A 2,146-nucleotide genomic window follows, 5' to 3' on the forward strand; every position below is an offset into this window, starting at 1 on the left:
ACGGTTACTGAATATGTGCCTGGTGTGGTAGTCGTAAATGACGCTACACTTCCAGGGTTGGTTACTCCGGCAGGTACAGTCCACACATAAGTCACACCTGTATTCGGTGTTGCTGTAGCTGATACCGTGATGCTTGGAGTCAAACAAGTGATTTTACCACCAGTCGCTGTGACCGTCGGAAGGTTTTTATCCTGACCTACCACTACTGTAGTGCTGGCAGTACATCCGTTTTCTTTTGTTACGGTTACTGAATATGTGCCTGGAGTTGTAGTTGTAAATGAAGCTACGTTGCCAGGGGCAGTTGCTCCGGCTGGTACAGTCCATGAATAATTTACACCGGCTGTCGCAGTGGCCGTCACTGTCACACTTGGTGCAGCACAGGTAATTGTTCCGCCAGTCGCTGTTACGGTAGGAGGTGTTTTATCTTCGGTTACGATGGTTGAGCTACTTGCAAAACATCCGTTCTCTTTCGTTACAGTCACACTGTAAGTTCCAGGGGTAGTCGTTGTGAACGAAGCTACATTACCTGGGGCGGTTACGCCTGCAGGTACAGTCCATACATAATTCACACCTGTGTTTGGTGTTGCTGTAGCCGATACTGTGATAGTCGGAGTCAAACAAGTGATTTTACCTCCTGTTACTGTTACGGTAGGAGGTGTTTTATCTTCGGTAACTATCGCAGTGGTACTCGCTGTACATCCTGTCGCGGTTACTGTTACCGTTACTGAATAAGTACCTGGGGTTGTAGTCGTGAATGAAGCTACACTACCAGGGTTGGTTACTCCGGCAGGTACTGTCCACACGTAAGTTACACCTGTATTTGGTGTGGCTGTAGCAGATACTGTAATCGTCGGAGTCAAACAAGTGATTTTTCCACCAGTTGCTGTTACTGTAGGAAGGTTCTTGTCCTGAGTTACTATTGTAGAACCCGTTACTGTACATCCTGATGATGTTTTCGTTACGGTTACTGAGTAAGTTCCTGGTACGGTTGTAGTAAATGAAGCCACACTGCCAGGGTTAGTTACTCCGGCAGGCACTGTCCACGCGTAAGATACACCTGTATTCGGTGTAGCTGTCGCACTCACTGTTACTGTTGGGGCAGCACAAGTGATTTGGCCACCTGCCACAGTCACTGTTGGTACTGTTTTGTCTTCTGTTACGATTGTCGAACTGCTTGCATAACATCCGTTCTCTTTCGTTACGGTTACGCTGTAAGTGCCAGCCACTGTAGTGGTGAATGAAGCCACATTACCCGGGGCAGTTACGCCTGCAGGTACTGTCCATACATAAGATACATTCGTATTTGGTGTTGCTGTCGCTGAGACTGTGATGCTCGGAGTCAGACATGTGATCTGGCCACCAGCTACCGTTACGGTCGGAGGTGTTTTATCTTCTGTAACTATTGCAGTGGTACTTGCAGTACAGCCTGTTGCTGTTACCGTTACGGTTACTGAATATGTGCCTGGGGTGGTAGTCGTGAATGAAGCTACACTACCCGGGTTAGTTACACCAGCAGGTACTGTCCACGCATAAGATACACCAGTGTTTGGTGTCGCTGTCGCACTCACTGTGATGGTCGGAACCAAACAAGTAATCTTGCCACCAGTCGCTGTAATCGTCGGAAGGTTTTTATCCTGAGTTACGATTGTTGAACCAGTCACTGTACATCCTGATGATGTTTTAGTTACGGTTACTGAATATGTGCCTGGTACAGTTGTAGTAAATGAAGCTACACTGCCAGGGTTGGTTACACCAGCAGGTACGGTCCATGCGTAAGATACACCTGTATTCGGTGTTGCTGTCGCACTCACTGTTACAGTTGGTGCAGCACAAGTGATCATTCCACCACTTACTGTTACAGTAGGTGTCGTTTTATCTTCTGTTACGATGGTCGAACTGCTTGCATAACATCCGTTCTCTTTCGTTACGGTTACGCTGTAAGTTCCAGCCACTGTGGTAGTAAATGAAGCCACATTACCTGGGGCAGTTACGCCTGCAGGTACGGTCCATACATAAGATACATTCGTATTTGGTGTGGCTGTCGCTGATACTGTGATGCTCGGAGTCAGACATGTGATCTGGCCACCAGCTACCGTTACGGTCGGAGGTGTTTTATCTTCTGTAACTATTGCAGTGGTACTTGCAG

General features: G+C 47.6%; 1 pseudogene. It reads right to left on the bottom strand.

Annotated features, from left to right (window positions below):
- Window positions 1–2,146, bottom strand: a pseudogene (locus GVN16_RS25915) (hypothetical protein); the annotation flags it as partial.

It is taken from the genome of Emticicia sp. CRIBPO, assembly GCF_009905725.1.
Taxonomy (GTDB): domain Bacteria; phylum Bacteroidota; class Bacteroidia; order Cytophagales; family Spirosomataceae; genus Leadbetterella.